Source organism: Leisingera sp. JC11 (assembly GCF_040704725.1).
In the GTDB taxonomy this organism is placed as follows: Bacteria; Pseudomonadota; Alphaproteobacteria; order Rhodobacterales; family Rhodobacteraceae; genus Leisingera.
In genome coordinates, this window is the sequence record NZ_JBFCVS010000009.1 from 64542 (window position 1) to 81321 (window position 16780).

At 63.0% G+C, this 16780-nt stretch carries 19 protein-coding genes; 6 read left to right on the top strand and 13 right to left on the bottom strand.

Going from position 1 to position 16780, the window contains the following annotated elements; genetic code table 11:
- The first annotated feature begins 211 nt into the window (after window positions 1–211).
- The 4 genes from acnA to AB1A62_RS11815 all read left to right on the top strand — a co-directional run bounded on the left by acnA (window position 212) and on the right by AB1A62_RS11815 (window position 4230).
- Entirely contained in the window at window positions 212–2899 is a 2688-nt protein-coding gene (gene acnA / locus AB1A62_RS11800; RefSeq protein ID WP_366661676.1) for an aconitate hydratase AcnA, read from the top strand.
- Window positions 2900–3155: 256 nt separating this feature from the next.
- On the top strand, window positions 3156–3440 hold the full coding sequence (locus AB1A62_RS11805) for a hypothetical protein (RefSeq protein ID WP_366661677.1): 285 nt from the start codon (window positions 3156–3158) through the stop codon (window positions 3438–3440).
- Between the two features lie 83 nt (window positions 3441–3523).
- Window positions 3524–3862: a DOPA 4,5-dioxygenase family protein gene (locus AB1A62_RS11810; protein ID WP_366661678.1), complete on the top strand. Its 339-nt coding sequence runs from the start codon at window positions 3524–3526 to the stop codon at window positions 3860–3862.
- A gap of 74 nt (window positions 3863–3936) precedes the next feature.
- A complete protein-coding gene (locus tag AB1A62_RS11815; protein ID WP_366661679.1) occupies window positions 3937–4230 on the top strand; it encodes an antibiotic biosynthesis monooxygenase in 294 nt (97 codons plus the stop codon).
- 14 nt (window positions 4231–4244) lie between these two features.
- Here AB1A62_RS11815 and AB1A62_RS11820 read toward each other — a convergent pair whose 3' ends face one another.
- The 10 genes from AB1A62_RS11820 to yajC all read right to left on the bottom strand — a co-directional run bounded on the left by AB1A62_RS11820 (window position 4245) and on the right by yajC (window position 11135).
- Entirely contained in the window at window positions 4245–4784 is a 540-nt protein-coding gene (locus tag AB1A62_RS11820) for a DsbE family thiol:disulfide interchange protein (protein WP_366661680.1), read from the bottom strand.
- Window positions 4777–4932 carry a heme exporter protein CcmD gene (gene ccmD, locus AB1A62_RS11825; protein WP_174144620.1) on the bottom strand — a complete coding sequence of 52 codons (156 nt, stop codon included), beginning with the start codon at window positions 4930–4932 and terminating at the stop codon, window positions 4777–4779. The genes AB1A62_RS11820 and ccmD overlap by 8 nt, the downstream gene beginning before the upstream one ends.
- Window positions 4932–5663: a heme ABC transporter permease gene (locus AB1A62_RS11830; protein ID WP_174144618.1), complete on the bottom strand. Its 732-nt coding sequence runs from the start codon at window positions 5661–5663 to the stop codon at window positions 4932–4934. The genes ccmD and AB1A62_RS11830 overlap by 1 nt, the downstream gene beginning before the upstream one ends.
- A gap of 56 nt (window positions 5664–5719) precedes the next feature.
- On the bottom strand, window positions 5720–6376 hold the full coding sequence (gene ccmB, locus AB1A62_RS11835) for a heme exporter protein CcmB (protein WP_174144616.1): 657 nt from the start codon (window positions 6374–6376) through the stop codon (window positions 5720–5722).
- Window positions 6373–6987, bottom strand: a complete 615-nt coding sequence (gene ccmA, locus AB1A62_RS11840) for a heme ABC exporter ATP-binding protein CcmA (RefSeq protein ID WP_366661681.1) — start codon at window positions 6985–6987, stop codon at window positions 6373–6375. Before ccmA ends, ccmB begins: the two co-directional genes overlap by 4 nt.
- Window positions 6988–7075: 88 nt before the next feature.
- Window positions 7076–7429, bottom strand: a complete 354-nt coding sequence (locus AB1A62_RS11845; protein ID WP_366661682.1) for an Mth938-like domain-containing protein — start codon at window positions 7427–7429, stop codon at window positions 7076–7078.
- A gap of 11 nt (window positions 7430–7440) precedes the next feature.
- The gene (locus AB1A62_RS11850) at window positions 7441–8193 is read right to left on the bottom strand and encodes a TSUP family transporter (RefSeq protein ID WP_366661683.1); all 753 of its coding nucleotides are present in this window, start codon (window positions 8191–8193) and stop codon (window positions 7441–7443) included.
- Window positions 8186–9154, bottom strand: a complete 969-nt coding sequence (gene secF / locus AB1A62_RS11855; RefSeq protein WP_366661684.1) for a protein translocase subunit SecF — start codon at window positions 9152–9154, stop codon at window positions 8186–8188. Before secF ends, AB1A62_RS11850 begins: the two co-directional genes overlap by 8 nt.
- Window position 9155: 1 nt before the next feature.
- A complete protein-coding gene (gene secD / locus AB1A62_RS11860; protein ID WP_366661685.1) occupies window positions 9156–10817 on the bottom strand; it encodes a protein translocase subunit SecD in 1662 nt (553 codons plus the stop codon).
- A 33-nt stretch (window positions 10818–10850) separates the two neighbouring features.
- On the bottom strand, window positions 10851–11135 hold the full coding sequence (gene yajC / locus AB1A62_RS11865; protein ID WP_027237888.1) for a preprotein translocase subunit YajC: 285 nt from the start codon (window positions 11133–11135) through the stop codon (window positions 10851–10853).
- A gap of 311 nt (window positions 11136–11446) precedes the next feature.
- On the opposite strand from yajC, the gene AB1A62_RS11870 reads away from it, so the two are divergent.
- Window positions 11447–11863, top strand: a complete 417-nt coding sequence (locus AB1A62_RS11870; RefSeq protein WP_366661686.1) for an SET domain-containing protein — start codon at window positions 11447–11449, stop codon at window positions 11861–11863.
- A gap of 145 nt (window positions 11864–12008) precedes the next feature.
- The gene (serS, locus tag AB1A62_RS11875) at window positions 12009–13301 is read left to right on the top strand and encodes a serine--tRNA ligase (RefSeq protein WP_366661687.1); all 1293 of its coding nucleotides are present in this window, start codon (window positions 12009–12011) and stop codon (window positions 13299–13301) included.
- Between the two features lie 73 nt (window positions 13302–13374).
- Here the strand turns inward: serS and AB1A62_RS11880 are convergent, their stop codons facing one another.
- The 3 genes from AB1A62_RS11880 to der all read right to left on the bottom strand — a co-directional run bounded on the left by AB1A62_RS11880 (window position 13375) and on the right by der (window position 16734).
- Entirely contained in the window at window positions 13375–13929 is a 555-nt protein-coding gene (locus AB1A62_RS11880; protein WP_366661688.1) for a helix-hairpin-helix domain-containing protein, read from the bottom strand.
- 68 nt (window positions 13930–13997) lie between these two features.
- A complete protein-coding gene (locus AB1A62_RS11885) occupies window positions 13998–14951 on the bottom strand; it encodes a fatty acid desaturase (RefSeq protein ID WP_366661689.1) in 954 nt (317 codons plus the stop codon).
- A gap of 319 nt (window positions 14952–15270) precedes the next feature.
- Complete coding sequence (gene der / locus AB1A62_RS11890; protein ID WP_366661690.1) at window positions 15271–16734, bottom strand: ribosome biogenesis GTPase Der; 1464 nt, start codon at window positions 16732–16734, stop codon at window positions 15271–15273.
- Between the last annotated feature and the right edge of the window lie 46 nt (window positions 16735–16780).

Genomic DNA, 16780 nt, shown 5'->3' on the forward strand with positions numbered 1-16780 from the left:
GCTTCCGGTCTAAAGATGTGCCGGGGAATAAGCCAATCAATCATTTTTGAGGCGGGTTCTGACAGGGTTCGAGGGCAAGGGATGCAAAAAATGTGTACAATCGCATACAAATGTGCCGCCTGCGGCGTTTGGGCTATTGAATGCTTCATCTTCCTCATGCATTTAGCAGGCAGCGAATTCCCCGGTTACAAATTCTTGAGGGAGGCCAACCATGCCTATCACCGTCGGACAGGACAATGCCAAGGCGCGCAAAACGCTCAGCGTCAACGGCAAGTCGATCTCCTATTACTCCATTCCCGCCGCCACCGAGGCCGGCTTTGGCGACTTTTCCAAGCTGCCTGCCGCGCTGAAAGTGGTGCTGGAAAACATGCTGCGGTTCGAGGACGGCGGTTTCTCCGTCTCCACCGACGACATCAAGGCCTTTGCCGAATGGGGCGCCAACGGCGGCAAGAACCCGCGTGAGATCGCCTACCGCCCTGCCCGTGTGCTGATGCAGGATTTCACCGGCGTTCCCGCCGTTGTCGACCTGGCCGCCATGCGCGACGGCATCGTCGGCCTGAAGGGCTCTGCCGCCAAGATCAACCCGCTGGTCCCGGTTGACCTGGTCATCGACCACTCCGTGATGATCGACGAGTTCGGCAACCCGCGCGCGTTCCAGATGAACGTGGACCGCGAGTATGAGCGCAACATGGAGCGTTACCAGTTCCTGAAGTGGGGCCAGAACGCGTTCAACAACTTCCGCGTTGTGCCGCCGGGCACCGGCATCTGCCACCAGGTGAACCTGGAATACCTGGCGCAGACCGTCTGGACCGACGTGGACCAGAACGGCGACGAAGTCGCCTATCCGGACACGCTGGTCGGCACCGACTCCCACACCACCATGGTCAACGGCGCCGCGGTTCTGGGCTGGGGCGTTGGCGGCATCGAGGCCGAAGCCGCGATGCTGGGCCAGCCGATCTCGATGCTGATCCCCGAGGTCATCGGCTTTGAGCTGACCGGCGAGATGGTCGAAGGCACCACCGGCACCGACCTGGTTCTGAAGGTCGTGGAAATGCTGCGCGCCAAGGGCGTGGTCGGCAAATTCGTCGAGTTCTACGGCGAAGGCCTGGATCGCCTGCCGCTGGCAGACCGCGCGACCATCGCCAACATGGCCCCGGAATACGGCGCCACCTGCGGCTTCTTCCCGATCGACGACGAAACCCTGCGCTACCTGCGCAACACCGGCCGCGACGAAGACCGCATCGCACTGGTCGAAGCCTACGCCAAGGAAAACGGTTTCTGGCGCGGCGCGGATTATGCACCGGTCTACACCGACACCCTGTCGCTGGACATGAGCAGCATCGTTCCGGCCATCTCCGGCCCGAAACGCCCGCAGGACTATGTGCCGCTGACAAACGCCAAGGCTGCCTTCCGCCAGGAGATGGAAGAGACCTTCAAGCGTCCGATGGGCAAGGAAGTCGCCGTCAAGGGCGAAGACTACACCATGGAATCGGGCAAGGTCGTGATCGCCTCGATCACCTCCTGCACCAACACCTCCAACCCCTATGTGATGATCGGCGCAGGCCTGGTCGCGCGCAAGGCTGCCGCCCTGGGCCTCGACCGCAAGCCCTGGGTCAAGACCTCGCTGGCACCGGGTTCGCAGGTGGTGTCCGCCTATCTGGAGGCCGCTGGCCTGCAGGAGGACCTGGACAAGGTCGGCTTCAACCTGGTGGGCTACGGCTGCACCACCTGCATCGGCAACTCCGGCCCGATCCAGCAGGAGATCTCCGAAGCGATTGCCGAAGGCGACCTGGTGGCGACCTCGGTGCTGTCGGGCAACCGCAACTTCGAAGGCCGCATCTCGCCGGACGTCCGCGCCAACTACCTGGCCTCGCCGCCGCTGGTTGTCGCCTATGCGCTGGCCGGCACCATGGACATCGACCTGGCAACCGACGTGATCGCGCAGGACAAGGACGGCAACGACGTCTACCTGAAAGACATCTGGCCATCGACCCAGGAAGTTGCGGAACTGGTCGAGCAGACCGTCACCCGCGAGGCGTTCCAGTCGAAATACGCCGACGTCTTCAAGGGCGACGAGAAGTGGCAGGCGGTCGAGACCACCGATGCGGAAACCTATGACTGGCCCGCGGCCTCGACCTACATCCAGAACCCGCCCTACTTCCAGGGCATGGGCCACGAGCCGGGCACCATCTCAAACATCGAGAACGCCAAGGTTCTGGCGGTTCTGGGCGACATGGTCACCACTGACCATATCTCGCCTGCCGGTTCCTTTGCCACCACCACGCCTGCAGGCCAGTACCTGCTGGAGCGCCAGGTGCAGCCGCGCGAGTTCAACTCTTACGGCTCCCGCCGCGGCAACCACGAGATCATGATGCGCGGCACCTTCGCCAACATCCGCATCAAGAACGAGATGCTGGACGGCGTCGAGGGCGGCTACACCAAAGGCCCAGACGGCGAGCAGACCTCGATCTACGAGGCCTCGATGGCGCATCAGGCCAACGGCACCCCGCTGGTGGTGTTCGGCGGCGAACAGTACGGCGCGGGCTCCTCGCGCGACTGGGCGGCCAAGGGCACCGCGCTGCTGGGTGTCAAGGCAGTGATCGCCGAGTCGTTCGAGCGTATCCACCGCTCCAACCTGGTTGGCATGGGTGTGATCCCGTTCGAGTTCACCGCTGGCGACACCCGCAAGTCGCTGGGTCTGACCGGCGAGGAAACCGTCTCGATCAGCGGTCTGGACACCATCCAGCCGCTGCAGGAAGTGCCCTGCTCGATCACCTTTGCCGACGGGTCGGTGAAAGAGATCACCCTGAAGTGCCGCATCGATACCGCACCGGAAATCGAGTACATCGAGCACGGCGGCGTGCTGCACTACGTGCTGCGCAACCTGGCCAAGTCGTAAGGTCTGCCAGACCTGAGCTTTTGAACATGCACCCTGCGGGGTGCATGTTTTTTTGTGCCACCGGTACAGGCGGGTAGAAGTTCCGGACCTGCGGCGCGGATTTTGCCCCGGCTTTGCATCTTGAACACAATCTATATGTGCAGCTCACAGCACCTTTACCGGCTGTACGGCCCAGCCCTCTTGTGCAAATGTCGCTCTTGAATTCATCTTTTTAAAAAAACACTGCGCAGACTATTGAAAGGCTGGATGCCGAAGCATGAAAGAGGCCGTTTTTGCAGTCGTTTACCCGGACATCGGCACGTTCGAAGCGCATGCCGAAGCGGTCCTGAAGATGCTGCCGGACACACGGGCCTTTCCCGGCTGCATCGAGGCGCATGTGGGCCTCAACCGGGAGCGCTGGGAAATAGCAGTGTTCCACCTTTGGGAGACACCGGAACACTTGAACCGCTACCTGGACTGGCGGGCTGAACGTGGCGACCTTGACGCCCGCAGTGCAACCATGCGGCGGGAACAGGACTTCCGAACCTATTCTGTGCCCTGACCGGGACTATCAGCCGTTGCTGCACAGGGCCTGTTCGCATTCACCGCATTGCCTGCGGCGCCCTGCCGTAAGAGACTGCAGCTATGAAACAGACAGACAGCATCACCAGCTACCACGCCCATATCTATTTCGACGCCGCCAGTGTGGTCCAGGCCCGCGCACTCTGTCAGCAGGCTGCGGAGCGGTTCTCGGTGGAGATGGGCCGGGTTCATGAAAAGAACGTCGGCCCGCACCCGATGTGGTCCTGCCAGCTGGCGGCCACACCGGAACAGTTCGCGCAGCTGCTACCGTGGCTGGCGCTGAACCGGGACGGGCTGGTTGTCTTTGCCCATCCGGAAACCGGCAACGCCCTGGCAGATCACCGCGATCACGGGATCTGGCTGGGTACCGGGCTGGAGCTGGATCTCAGCATTTTCGGCTGATCCCAACCGCAAATTTACCGGAAATTTCCGGGTTGCTGTAACCATCTCAGCACTCACAAATCCCGGAGACTTCAATGACGGAAGCGGTGATAATAGATCTGCACCCCCGCCCCGGAAAATTCAACGAGCTTACGGTGCTTGTCAAACAGATGGTGGAAGAGGTCCGTCGGCACGCCGGATGCTTGCAGGCTGAAATTCTGCTGGCCCCGGAAAGGGATAAAATATCCGTATTCCAGAAATGGCAGGATCCGGAGGCGTTTAGCGAGTATCTGATTTGGCGGTCCAAACAGGAACATCTGGACCGCGTCTATGCGCTGTCGGAGGCGGAGCCCGATCTGAGCAGCTACACCCTGTGTGAACCGGGCTGACACAGTGAGGCCGGCTACTGCCCCGCTGCCGTTTCCATCGCCGGGCGCAGGGTGGTTTCGACCACCCGCTGGGTGATCGGGCCGGCGAAGCGCAGGATAATCTTGCCGTCGCCGTCCACCACATAGGTTTCCGGCACGCCGTACAGGCCCCAGTCAATCGCCATCCGGCCCTTCTCGTCCCTGCCAATGGCCTTGTAGGGGTCGCCCAGCTCGTTCAGGAAGGATTCGGCATTGGCCAGCTGATCCTTGTAGTTGATACCGTAGACAGGGATGCCCTCCTTGGACAGCGCCTCCAGGTTCGGATGCTCAGCGCGGCACGGCGCGCACCAGCTGGCCCAGTAGTTCACCAGTTTCACGGTGCCGTCACGCAGGGTGGCGTCGCTGAACATTTCCTTGCCCGGAAACTCATCAAGGACAACCGGCGGCGCAGGCTGGCCTTCGCGCGCCGACGGCAGGCTGTTCGGGTCCTCGCGGAACATCCCCACCAGCGCCAGGCCCACAAAACCCGCAAACACCACACCGGGGACCGCCATCAGGGGGGAGATCTTAGCCATTGCGCTTCATCCGGGTTTCCAGGGTTTCCATCTCCCGGCGCACCTTGCGGCCGCGCAGGATCGTCACCACCACCAGCGCCACCAGCAGCACCAGCGAGGCGCCGTAGGCCGACAGCACCGTATCGGCGTATTTTCCAAGATCGGGCATCACGCCTCCAGCCGTTCGCGCGCCATCAATGCCTTGATGCGGCGGGCGCGGATTTCAGTTCCGGTGCGGTAGAACACCAATGCGATGAACAGCAGGACAAAGCCTGCCATGCAGACATAAAGCGGATTGGAAAACGCATCAGCCACGTTTTCCTTTTCATCCAGGCTCAGCGATGCGCCCTGGTGCAGCCCCTGGTTCCAGAAGTTCACCGCATAGCGGCTGAGCACGGCAAAGACCGAGCCCACCAGGCAGAGGATCGAGGTCAGGTCCGCAGCGGTGTCGGGGTTGTCGATCGCCTCCCACAGCGCGATGTAGCCGAGGTAGAACAGGAACAGCACCAGGAAGGATGTCAGCCGCGGATCCCAGGCCCACCAGGTACCCCACATCGGCTGGCCCCAGATTGCCCCGGTCACCAGCGCGATCACGGTCATGACCACGCCTACAGGCGCCGCGGCCCTGGCGGCCAATGCGCTCACATGGTGGCGGCGGATCACCCAGACCAGCGACGTCACCAGCATCATGAACCAGGCGTTGATTGCCATCAGCGCCGAGGGCACATGCAGGAAGATAATCTTGACGGTGGAACCCTGCCGGTAATCGTCAGGCGTGAAGAAGAAGCCCCAGACCAGGCCCACGGAAATCAGTACCGCAGAGCTGACCCACAGGGCCGGCATCACCTTTTCGGTGGTGGCCAGGAACTTCTTCGGGTTGGCGTATTCCCAGATCGACATGGTGGCTATTTAGCTCTTGTTCTCGGGTTTCTCAATTCTTGGGCCTGCCGATTTTCCTAGCGCAAATTGACGCGCAGGACGGCGGCGCTGGCAAAGGGCAGCAGGGCGATGGAGGCGGCGGAGATCCCGGCCAGCAGCAACAGCGGCGTCTGCACCGCCATGCCCTCGGCACCGCGGCGGGCCACCTCGGAGCCGAAGATCAGCGTCGGCACGTAAAGCGGCATCACCAGCAAGGACATCAGCAGGCCGCCGCGTTTCAGCCCCACAGTCAGGGCGGCGCCGAAGGTGCCGATAACGGACAGCGCAGGTGTGCCCAGCAGCAGGGAGATCACCAGCCACTGAAAGCCCTGTACCGGCAGGTTCAGCAGCACCCCCAGCACCGGCGCCGCCATAACAAGCGGCAGGCCGGTGGTGATCCAATGGGCCAGCGCCTTGATGGTCACGGTGCTTTCAAGCGGCAGCGGCGCGGTGGCCAGGAGGTCGAGCGAGCCGTCCTCCCAATCCAGCGCCAGCAGCCGGTCAAGCGACAAAAGGCAGGCAAGCAGCGCGCCCAGCCACAGCACACCCGGGGCGATGCGAGCCAGCAGCTCCGACTGCGGGCCAACGGAAAACGGCACCATCACGGTGACGATCAAGAAGAACGCAAGGCCCAGGCCGAACCCCCCGCCCGCGCGGAAGGCGAGCTTCAGATCCCGCAGAAGAAGCGCAATCACAGGAAGCCTCCGTCAAAATCGTCGATCTCCGGCGGCTTGGCCTTGTAGGGGCCGACGTCCAGCACCGCGGCCTCCAGCCCCAGGTCGATGTGGGTGGCGATCAGCGCCGAGCCGCCCTGCCCCAGATGCGCCCGCACCGCGTTTGCAAACATCGCCACGGAGGTCTTGTCCAGGCTCACCGTCGGCTCATCCATGATCCAGATCGGGCGGCCGGTGACCAGCATCCGGCTGAGGCCCAAGCGTCGTTTCTGGCCAGCGGACAGCGCACCGGCCTGGCGGTCGCGCAGGGTTTGCAGGTCAAACCCGTCCAGCGCCTGTTCAATGCCATTGCGGCCAAAGACACTGGCCCAGAACGTCAGGTTCTCTGCCACTGTCAGCGTCGGCTTCAGCCCGTCGGAATGGGCGGCATAGGCGATCTGATCCTCAACCCCATCAACCTGCCCTTTCAGCGGCGGTTGCAGGCCTGCGACGGTGCGCAACAGCGTGGTCTTGCCAATGCCATTGGGGCCGCGCAGGATCAGCGCCTTGCCGGGCTCCAGCGCAAAGCTCAAGCCCTCCAGCACCGGGATGCCGCCGCGGGCCACGCCCAGATCCGTCACAGTCAATGTCATGAAGTTCGCTTATCCCATTGTGCCTGCGCATGAAAAGACCATTCGGCGGCGGCGCGCTTTGCGGCAGGTCAAATGAATCTTCAGAAAATCAGACCGGCAGCGCCGCCAGGGCAATCCGGCGCCCTTCCGACAAGAGCACGTTGTAGGTGCGGCACGCGGCGGGCGAGTTCATTGTCTCCACCCCCAGCCCGGCCTCTTCCAGCGGCTTGCGCAGTTCTGCGGGGATATGGGCGATCTCAGACCCGGTGCCGATGAACAGAACGTCAATTTCCCCGGCCAGCGCCAGCAGCGGCTCCCCATCGGCCAAGCCGCCCCAGTCAGCAGTGCCAGCAGCCGAGGTCAGCACCGCGCCCTGATGCACCTTCCCGCCGATGCGGAAGAACCCTTCGCCATAGCCGTCCACCGGCTGCGCGTCGGAATAGCTCACTTCGTTCAGGCGCATGGGCGGTCCTTTCAGTCAAATACCGGGAGGCTGGATAGCACGGCCAGCGCGATCACGGAATAGGAGGCAAAGCGGTAGAGCTTCTCCAGCTTGGGATCAAACAGCGCCTTGCCGGTGAGCGTGGTGATTATGTAGGGGATGCCCAGAAGCCCAGCCAGGATCACCGCCTTGAGGCTGGCCATGCCGCCAAAGATCAGGTTGGCGGCGATCACCACATCCAGCGCCGCCAGGAACACGATGGTGTTGGCCCGGACCCGGGCCACGTCGCGCACGTTGGCGAGGTAGAAGACAATGATCACCGGCCCCGTGAGGCCCGTCATACCGCCAACGATGCCGGCGGCGCCGCCGATGGCAAAGCGCCCCGGCCACCCCAAACGTCCCTGCCAGCGCCAGCCGGAAATCACGGCGGCCAGTGTCACACCGATCACTCCTGCAGCAACCCAGCGCAGGGTCAGCGGGTCCATCTGCGACATGAGCCACAACCCCGCAGGCACGGTGACCGCGGCGGCCATCGACAACGCCCCGACTTCTGCCCTGTCCGCCTTGCTCCAGGCCTGCGGGAACAGGGTGATGGTGGAAAACACCCCCATCAGCACCATCAGGAACACCACATCCGCCGAGGGCAGGAACTGGGCTCCGACGGGCACAAAAATCATCGCGGTGCCAAAACCAGTGAAGCCGCGGACAAGACCCGCGGCTCCAATGGTTATCAGAAGCCAGAACAGCCCCGGCGTTTGCAGGGCTGCCTGAAACGCCTCAAGCATCGATGTTCGAGAACTGGTTGCCGGTGGTGTTGGCCTGCTTCGACCAGTCGCGCTTGACCCCCAGCTTCAGCAGGATGGTGGAGGCTACGAAGACCGACGAATAGGTCCCGACCACAACTCCCCAGATCATCGCAAAGACAAACCCGCGGATCACGTCGCCGCCCAGCACGTACAGCGAGATCAGCGCCAGAAGCGTGGTGACGGAGGTCATCATGGTCCGGCTGAGGGTCTCGTTGATCGAGATGTTCAGAACCTCTGCCAGATCCTTCTTCTTGTAGCGGCGAAGGTTCTCGCGCACACGGTCGAACACAACCACGGTGTCGTTCAGCGAGTAGCCGACGATGGTCAGCAGGGCCGCGATGATCGCCAGGTCAAACTTGATCTGCAGCTCCGAGAACACGCCGATGGTCAGCACCACGTCATGCACCAGCGCTGCCACCGCACCAAGCGCAAACTGCCACTCGAACCGCAGCCAGATGTAGACCAGCACCGCAGCGATGGCGAGCATAACGGCAATCACCGCGGTCTGGATCAGCTCGCCCGAGACCTTGGGGCCGACGGATTCGACAGAGACGAATTTGATGCCCGGAGCCACCGCATCCAGCGAGGCCTTCAGCGTTTCGATCATCTCGCCCGAGATCGCCTCGCCATCCTCCTGCGCCTGAATGCGGATCATGGCAACGTTCTGGTCTTCCTCGAAGGCCGGGTCGAACACCTCGGTGATCGACACATCGCCCAGTTCGTGCACTGCCAAGGCATCGCGGTAGGCGCCTACGTCCACGAATTCGGTGGCTTCGGTCCGGATGGTGGTGCCGCCGCGGAAGTCGATGCCGAAGTTCAGCCCTTGCCACATGAAGGAGGCAAAGCCCACCACCATCATCAGCGCCGAAATGCCCAGCCACAGCTTGGCGCGCTTGAAGAAATCGAATGAGGTCTCCTTGGGAACAAGTCTCAGCCGCATATCACACCTCAATCGTTTTCGGACGGCGCCGTTCAAACCACATGACGATCATCAGGCGGGTCACAAAGATCGCGGTAAAAACCGAGGTCATGATGCCCAGCCCCAGGGTGATCGCAAAGCCACGCACCGGGCCGGAGCCCATGGCGAACAGGATCACTGCGGTGATGAAGGTGGTGATGTTGGCGTCAAGAATGGCGCTTAGCGCCTTGGAGTAGCCCTCGTCGATGGCCTTGGCCGGGCCGCGGCCCGCCTTCAGCTCCTCGCGGATACGTTCGAAGACCAGCACGTTGGCGTCCACCGCCATACCAACCGTCAGAACAATACCGGCAATTCCCGGCAGGGTCAGGGTGCCGCCAATGAGGCTCAGCATGCCAAAGATCAGCGCGATGTTCAGCACCAGCGCCACATTGGCGAACATGCCGAACATGCCATAGCTGAGGCCCATGAACGCCAGCACCGCGACAAAGGCGACGGCAGTCGCCACCTTGCCCGCATCGATGCTGTCCTGGCCCAGTTCCGGGCCGATGGTGCGCTCTTCCAGGAACTCCAGCCCCGCCGGCAGCGCGCCTGCGCGCAGCAGAACGGCGAGATTGGTGCTTTCCTCGATGGTGAAATTGCCGGTGATGATGCCGGAGCCGCCCGGGATGTGCGACTGGATCACCGGGGCGGAGACCACCTCGTCATCCAGCACGATAGCAAAGGGAGAGCCGATGTTCTCGGCTGTATAGTCCCCGAACCGGCGCGCACCGGATGTGTTGAACCGGAAGGTCACCGCAGGGCGGCCGTTCTGGTCGAACGACGGTTGCGCATCCACCAGGTCCTCGCCGGTGACCACCGCGGCGGCCTCAATGGTGTAGTAGGTGCCCTCTTCATCCAGCGAGGGCACAACCTTGTTGCCGATGCCCGGCGCCGCATCCGCATTGCTGCCGCGGCCCACGACCGGGTTGAACGTCAGCTGCGCGGTGGTGCCGATGATGGCCTTCAGTTCAGAGGCGGAGCCGATGCCCGGCACCTGGATCAGAATCCGGTCGGCGCCCTGGCGCTGGATGGTCGGTTCGCGGGTGCCGACTTCGTCGATCCGGCGGCGCACGATTTCCAGCGACTGGCGCACGGTGCGGTCGTCCGAAGCCAGCTTTTCCGCTTCGCTCAACTGCACCACCAGGATGTCGCCTTCGGCGGAGACCTCAATGTCGGTTGCGCCGGCGCCGGTCAGGCTGGTCACCGGATTGGCGAGGGCGCGCACCACTTCCAGCGCACGGGACATGCCGTCCGGTTTGGAAATCTTCAGGCGAATCTGGTCCGCAGGCCCCGGCTGGCGGCGGAAGGTGCCGACAGTGGAGCGTTCGGGCCGCAGCGCATCGCGCACCTCCGGCCACAGCGCATCCATCCGTGCCTCATAGACGTCTTCGACCTGCACCTCGGCCAGCAGATGCGCGCCGCCCCGCAGATCGAGGCCCAGGTTCACCAGGCCCGACGGCAGGAAAGACGGCCACTGGCCCGCGGTTTCCAGCCGTTCCGGCGTTTCGCCCTTGGCGATGATATCGGCGGCCGCGTCGTTGGCCTGTTCGACGCGGGTGTAAAATCCGTTTGGCAGGGCAAGCAGCAGGCCGGCCGCACAAACCAGCCAGATCAGCACCCTCTTCCAGAGATCGATTTGCAGCATTGCCCTGCCTTTTCAGATGGTTGCGTAGGGCGCTTACGCTGCCGGCTCGGTCTTGTTCAGAACCTGGGCAATGGTCGCCTTGACCACGCGCACCTTGACGCCATCAGCGATCTCGACTTCGATCTCGCCATCTTCCTTGACCTTGGCCACCTTGCCGATCACCCCGCCCTGGGTCACCACCTGGTCACCGCGGCGCAGGCCGTCCACCATCGCCTGATGCTGTTTCATCTTCTTCTGCTGCGGGCGGATCAGCAGGAAGTACATGATCGCGAAGATCAGGATAAGCGGGAGAAATTGGGCGACTGCGCCACCGTCCATGGGATATTCCTTCTGTAAAAGCGGCACTGGGTTAGCGCCGGAATTTTGCAGCGGAACCTATGCGCTGGACCGGGGGTTTGCAAGGGAACGCTGCAGTCCCCGCGGGGTGGATTGCAGGCCGCGGCGGCCCGCCGTGCGGCTGGCGGCAAAAGAAACAACGGGCGCACCGTTCCGCCCTGCAGAATTTGATTGCAAAACAGCGCGATTCGGCGCTTTGCTTTCCCTTGCGCAAGCCGCCAGGCGCGGGGCTTCTGCCCCCTCTTTCCGGTCCGGATGGCGGCCCGGCCATTCCTGAAAGAAGGAACAGGCGCATGATGATGGTGCGCTGCTATCTCGCCCCCTCGGCCATCGAAGGGCTGGGCGTTTTCTGCCATGACAACATCACCAAGGGAGACATCGTCTGGCGGCATGACAGAATGCTCGACACCTCTTTTCCGGAGAGCAAGCTGGACAATGTCGAACCCCACATGAAGGAGTTTCTGGAACGCTACAGCTTCCCGGATCCCTGCCGCCCCGGCTACCTGATCCTGCAATGCGACGAAGGCCGCTTCCTGAACCACTCAATGTATCCGAACCTCGATTTTTCTGACGGGGTCTGGGGCCGGGCTCTGGCCAATGTTCCGGCAGGCACGGAGCTGACATTCGACTATGCCGATTTCCTGACCGGCGAGATCCGGATGCAGCCGCCCCGGCATCACGTGCACATGCTGCCAATGGCAGCGGAATGACCAAAAGCAGGCCGGGCGCAACACCCGGCCTTTTTCTTTCCGCCATGAAGCGGGGAGGCGCCCGCCCCCTTCCCCTTTGTTCACCCTTGCGTCATAGGATGGGCCTACTGATTCAAACCATCTTCCAACGCTAGGAGAGACTCTCATGCATGACATCCGCGCTATCCGCGAAAATCCTGCCGCATTCGACGCCGCTGTGGCGCGGCGCGGGGATGCGGGCGTGTCGTCAGAGATCCTGGCGCTGGATGAGGCGCGCCGCGCCAAGATCCTGGCCGCCGAGACCGCGCAGGCGGAGCAGAACAAGGCCTCCAAGGAAGTCGGCGCCGCCAAGGGCCGCGGTGACGAGGCCGAGTTCAAGCGCCTGCGCGCGCTGGTGGCCGAGAAGAAAGCCGAAGTGGCGGCCATGAACACCGAGGCCAAGGCGCTGGACCAGCAATTGAACGACATGCTGGCCACCATCCCGAACCTGGCGTTCGAGGATGTGCCGCTGGGCGAGGACGAGGACGACAACGTCGAAATCCGCCGCTGGGGCGAGCCGAAGGCGCTCGATTTCGAGCCCAAGGAGCATTTCGAGATCGAAGGCGTGAAGCCGGGCATGGATTTCGAGGTTGCGGCCAAGCTCTCGGGCAGCCGCTTTGTGGTGCTGTCGGGCGCAGTGGCCCGCATCCACCGCGCCCTGGCGCAGTTCATGATCAATACCCATGTGGACGAAAACGGCCTGACGGAAACCTGGACCCCGGTGCTGGTGCGCGAAGAGATGATGTACGGCACCGGCCAGTTGCCCAAGTTCGGCGAGGACAGCTACAAGACCACCAACGGCTGGTGGCTGGTGCCGACCGCTGAGGTCACGCTGACCAACATCGTCAACAACCTGGTCGTCGAGGAAGGCTACCTGCCGCGCCGCTATGTCGCCCACACCCAGTGCTTCCGCTCCGAGGCCGGTTCGGCCGGCAAGGACACTGCCGGCATGCTGCGCCAGCACCAGTTCGAAAAGGTCGAGATGGTCTCGGTCACTCACCCGGACAACAGCCTGGAAGAGCACGAGCGCATGACCCGCTGCGCTGAGGACATTCTGGAGCGCCTGGGCCTGCCCTACCGCACCATTGTGCTGTGCACCGGCGACATGGGCTTTGGCGCCCGCAAGACCCACGACATCGAGGTCTGGGTGCCGGGCCAGAACACCTACCGCGAGATTTCCTCGGTCTCGGTCTGCGGCGACTTTCAGGCCCGCCGCATGAACGCGCGCTTCAAGCCCGCAGACGGCGGCAAGCCGCAATTCGTGCATACGCTGAACGGCTCCGGCCTGGCCGTCGGGCGCTGCCTGATCGCAGTGCTGGAAAACGGCCAGCAGGCCGACGGCTCGGTCAAGCTGCCCGAGGTGCTTGCACCTTATCTGGGCGGCAAGCTGACCCTGACGGCTGAGGGTGCGCTGGTCTGAACCAAGGCCGCACCCCAGAAGCAGAAACCGGCGCCACTGGCGCCGGTTTTCTTTTTGAAGCAGGGGGATGAAGCTACTTCTTCGCCTTCTTCTTTTTCTTTTCCGGCGCCCTTCCTTCCAGAATAGCCTTGGCCTTGGCCTTTTCCTTCTCGATGGCCTTCTTTGCCTTGGCCTTGACCTTCCGCGCCTTCTGCTTGGCCTTTACCTTGGCTTCGGCAAATTCCGCAGCGAGCTGGACCGCCTGGCGCTTGGCCTTGCGTGCCTTGGCTTGGGCCTTGGCCGCCTTTTCCTCTGCAGCCTGCCGCGCTGCCTCCGCCTCTGCCAGTTTGGCATCCATTTCAGCCTGGACAGGAGACGTCCCGGCCTGAGCATCCCGCTCCTCCTGGCCGGCTGCCTTGCTATTGACAGACTGTGCCGCCAGATCCGCATTTGCGGCTGCCGGGCTGCTGCCTGCCTGCGCCTTGGCAGCGGTTTTCAGGCTCGCCGCGCGGTTCGCACCAATTCCGGGAATGCTGCGCAGACGGGCATCTTCCATGGCGGCCAGCGTCTCGATGGTCTCGACACCGTTTGCCGCCAGCACCTTGGCCAGCGCCGGCCCCACCCCGCGCAGTTTCTGAATTGCTGTCATTGCTGCCACTTTCCCCTTTTCAATCAATTCAATACCCAGGTTCCCTCAAAAGGATTGCACGGATCCGCTCATGCCGGAAAGGGAACCAGGCATTTTTTGTCCTCATCCCAAAGCTTCAGCGTAAGTGCCTTCAGGGCCTCGGGAAGCTTGATCCGCCGCAGCCCCAGCTCCGGCGGCAGGCTGTAATGGCACTGGCGCAGCCGGTAGGACGGAATGCGGGCGTTGTAGTGATGGATGTCATGCAGGGTAATGTTTGCCACCGCCATGTCGAAGAACCAGCCGAAATCCAGACAGGACGATCCCTGCAGCGCCGCCACTTGCGGGTTCAGGTCCGGGCGGCGGTCCCAATAGGTGTCCTCGAAGTTATGCTGCAAGTAGACCAGGAACACCCCGATCATGCCGCCAAGGAAGGAAAACACCAGCCAGATCCAGAGGCCGGTCATCCCCGCCGCCCAATAAAGCAGGCCCAGCATGGCGACGATCACCAGGTTGTGCAGGATCACCCCGTACACACCGAACCGCACCGTGTTCTTGGGCCAGCGGTAGCGGATGAAATAGGTGAAGGCTGACCCTAGCGGCACCAGCACAAACGGGTTGCGGTAGAGCCGGTAGCCCAGCCGCTCCCAGAACCCGGCGGCCTTCCATTCCCGCAGCGTCATGGTATGAATCTCGCCGGTTTCGCGGTGCTCCAGGTTGCCGATGTTGGAATGATGCAGGTTGTGGTTCTGCTTCATCACCTCAAACGGGGCAAAGGTGAAGGGCGACAGCACGTGGCCGGCAATCTCGTTCTGCATCCGGGTCTCGAACAGAGAGTGATGGCCGGTATCGTGCTGCAGCACGTAAAGCCGCACCGCGGCAAAGGCAAAAACCACCCCAGCGGGCAGCATCACATACCAGCGGTCAGCATGGGTGATTGCAAGGTAGAGCGACAGGAAATAGACCGCAAATGTCCCGAAATAGCTGAGCGATGCCAGCCGGTTGTCCTTTTCCGTGTACTTGCGCGTGTGTGCCCTCAGATCCATGAATTCTTCCATAAATACGCGATGTGACAGGCATGCGAAAAAGGGCGCAGCCCGCCCAAGATAAAAATGAGATAATCCCGGCCCGGCCAAAGGCAAGCCGGCTGAGGCCGAAAACCTCAACCCTAGGGGTATCACCCTACCACTTTTGATGGAATAGCTCCTTTGCGGACAGCACCGCACGGCGGAAGCCCGCCGAAGGTTCGGCTGCCCGGCTGTGCCCAGCACGGAGAGCACCGCCCGTCAGGGCGGCGCCGGGCCCAACGGGCCTAGGTATTCTTTGAATGCCGCGGGCCGGGCGGGAGTACCCGCCTCTTGCCGGTCAGCTGCCGCGTTTCTTCAGGTGCTTTTCCAGCGCGCCAGCGTTCTTGGCCCGCTTGCCCTTGTAGGGGTTCTTGTCGCCCTGCCCGCGCATATAGAGGCGGATCGGGGTGCCGGGCATATCGAAATCCTCGCGCAAGCCGTTGACCAGATAGCGGGTATAGCTTTCCGGCAGCTTGTCAGGGTGCGAGCACATCACCACGAACCCCGGCGGGCGGCTCTTGGCCTGGGTCATGTAGCGCAGCTTGATCCGCTTGCCCTGCGGGGCTGGCGGCGGGTGCTGCTCCAGCATGCCAACCAGCCAGCGGTTCAGCGCCGCAGTGGGGACCCGGCGGTTCCAGGTGCCATAGGCGCGCATGATCGCCTCATGCAGCCGGTCCAGACCCTTGCCGGTCTTGGCGGAGACAGTGACCAGCGGCGCACCGCGCAGCTGCGGCAGCAGGCGCCCGAAGGCTTCCTTCAGGTCGCGCAGCTTTTCCTGCTTGTGCTCTTCGGCGTCCCATTTGTTGACCGCCACCACAACCGCTCGCCCTTCGCGCTCGGCCAGGTCGGCAATCCGCAGATCCTGCTGCTCGAACGGGATGCTGGCGTCTAAGAGAACCACCACAACCTCGGCAAACTTCACCGCGCGCAGGCCGTCAGAGACGGAAAGCTTCTCCAGCTTCTCCTGCACCTTGGCCTTCTTGCGCATGCCGGCGGTGTCGAACACCCGCATCGGCGTGTCTTTCCAGTTGATCTTGAGCGAGATCGCATCGCGGGTGATCCCGGCTTCGGGCCCGGTCAGCAGCCGCTCCTCGCCCAGGATCTTGTTGATCAGGGTGGATTTGCCCGCGTTCGGGCGGCCAACCACGGCGACCTGAAGGGGCTTGGCATCGGTCGGGACCGGAATGACCTCTTCCTCGTCCTCGCCGATCTCTTCATAGAGCTCGACATCGGTGACCGGCGCATGGTCTTCGGCAGCGGCTTCTAATTTCTCGGCCAGCGGCTGCAGGATGCCATAGAGGTCGGGCATCCCCTCGCCATGCTCGCCGGACAGCCTTAGCGGCTCGCCCAGGCCGAGGCCGTAGGCTTCCAGCACGCCGGCCTCGGCAGCGTTGCCCTCGGCCTTGTTGGCGGCCAGGATCACATGCGCGGATTTGCGGCGCAGGATGTCGGCAAAAATTTCGTCCGTCGGCGTCACGCCGGTTCGGGCGTCGATCATGAACAGGCAGATGTCGGCCATATCCACCGCCCGCTCTGTCAGGCGGCGCATGCGGCCCTCCAGCGAGTTGTCGGTGGCGTCTTCCAGACCCGCGGTGTCAATCACCGTAAAGCGCAGGTCGCCCAGCCGCGCCGCGCCTTCGCGCAGGTCGCGCGTCACGCCCGGCTGGTCGTCGACCAGGGCCAGCTTCTTGCCCACAAGGCGGTTGAACAGGGTGGACTTGCCCACATTGGGACGGCCCACGATGGCGAGGGTAAAGGACATCAGACCAGCTTTCTGCGATTCAGAGGCGGCTCATAGCGCATCCGCG

Excerpts from the sequence above, each read along its gene's own strand:
- AB1A62_RS11870 (WP_366661686.1), top strand. The coding sequence starts at position 11,447 with ATGATGATGGTGCGCTGCTATCTCGCCCCCTCGGCCATCGAAGGGCTG.
- AB1A62_RS11880 (WP_366661688.1), bottom strand. The coding sequence starts at position 13,929 with ATGACAGCAATTCAGAAACTGCGCGGGGTGGGGCCGGCGCTGGCCAAG.
- AB1A62_RS11885 (WP_366661689.1), bottom strand. The coding sequence starts at position 14,951 with ATGGATCTGAGGGCACACACGCGCAAGTACACGGAAAAGGACAACCGG.
- ccmD (WP_174144620.1), bottom strand. The coding sequence starts at position 4,932 with ATGCCCGATCTTGGAAAATACGCCGATACGGTGCTGTCGGCCTACGGC.
- AB1A62_RS11845 (WP_366661682.1), bottom strand. The coding sequence starts at position 7,429 with ATGCGCCTGAACGAAGTGAGCTATTCCGACGCGCAGCCGGTGGACGGC.
- der (WP_366661690.1), bottom strand. The coding sequence starts at position 16,734 with ATGTCCTTTACCCTCGCCATCGTGGGCCGTCCCAATGTGGGCAAGTCC.
- secD (WP_366661685.1), bottom strand. The coding sequence starts at position 10,817 with ATGCTGCAAATCGATCTCTGGAAGAGGGTGCTGATCTGGCTGGTTTGT.
- AB1A62_RS11810 (WP_366661678.1), top strand. The coding sequence starts at position 3,524 with ATGAAACAGACAGACAGCATCACCAGCTACCACGCCCATATCTATTTC.
- serS (WP_366661687.1), top strand. The coding sequence starts at position 12,009 with ATGCATGACATCCGCGCTATCCGCGAAAATCCTGCCGCATTCGACGCC.
- AB1A62_RS11815 (WP_366661679.1), top strand. The coding sequence starts at position 3,937 with ATGACGGAAGCGGTGATAATAGATCTGCACCCCCGCCCCGGAAAATTC.
- acnA (WP_366661676.1), top strand. The coding sequence starts at position 212 with ATGCCTATCACCGTCGGACAGGACAATGCCAAGGCGCGCAAAACGCTC.
- AB1A62_RS11805 (WP_366661677.1), top strand. The coding sequence starts at position 3,156 with ATGAAAGAGGCCGTTTTTGCAGTCGTTTACCCGGACATCGGCACGTTC.
- AB1A62_RS11830 (WP_174144618.1), bottom strand. The coding sequence starts at position 5,663 with ATGTCGATCTGGGAATACGCCAACCCGAAGAAGTTCCTGGCCACCACC.
- ccmA (WP_366661681.1), bottom strand. The coding sequence starts at position 6,987 with ATGACATTGACTGTGACGGATCTGGGCGTGGCCCGCGGCGGCATCCCG.
- AB1A62_RS11820 (WP_366661680.1), bottom strand. The coding sequence starts at position 4,784 with ATGGCTAAGATCTCCCCCCTGATGGCGGTCCCCGGTGTGGTGTTTGCG.
- AB1A62_RS11850 (WP_366661683.1), bottom strand. The coding sequence starts at position 8,193 with ATGCTTGAGGCGTTTCAGGCAGCCCTGCAAACGCCGGGGCTGTTCTGG.
- secF (WP_366661684.1), bottom strand. The coding sequence starts at position 9,154 with ATGCGGCTGAGACTTGTTCCCAAGGAGACCTCATTCGATTTCTTCAAG.
- yajC (WP_027237888.1), bottom strand. The coding sequence starts at position 11,135 with ATGGACGGTGGCGCAGTCGCCCAATTTCTCCCGCTTATCCTGATCTTC.